General features: G+C 39.0%; 2 rRNA genes. Both read left to right on the top strand.

Annotated elements, in window-relative coordinates:
* Positions 1-127 (top strand): 23S ribosomal RNA (locus FS608_RS29800); the annotation flags it as partial.
* Between the two features lie 128 nt (positions 128-255).
* Positions 256-326 (top strand): 5S ribosomal RNA (gene rrf, locus FS608_RS29795); the annotation flags it as partial.

Here is a 326-nt window from a genome sequence, read left to right as displayed (position 1 = left end):
TCAAGATGAGATTTCCCATAGCGCAAGCTAGTAAGAACCCTGAAAGATGATCAGGTTGATAGGTCAGAGGTGGAAGCGTGGTAACATGTGGAGCTGACTGATACTAATCGTTCGAGGACTTAACCATTTTAAGGTGAACTCTGAGTTTACAAAAACTTCTTCTGCATTATCTAGTTTTGAGGGAATGAAAAAATTTAATTTTCCTCTTGAAAAATATAAAAAAGACATTATAATTAAATAGTGTCGAAAATATGGTCTGGCAATTATGGCGAGAAGGTCACACCCGTTCCCATACCGAACACGGAAGTTAAGCTTCTCAGCGCCGA

It is taken from the genome of Bacillus sp. X1(2014), from assembly GCF_007678255.1.
This window is presented reverse-complemented; position numbering and strand designations above follow the sequence as displayed.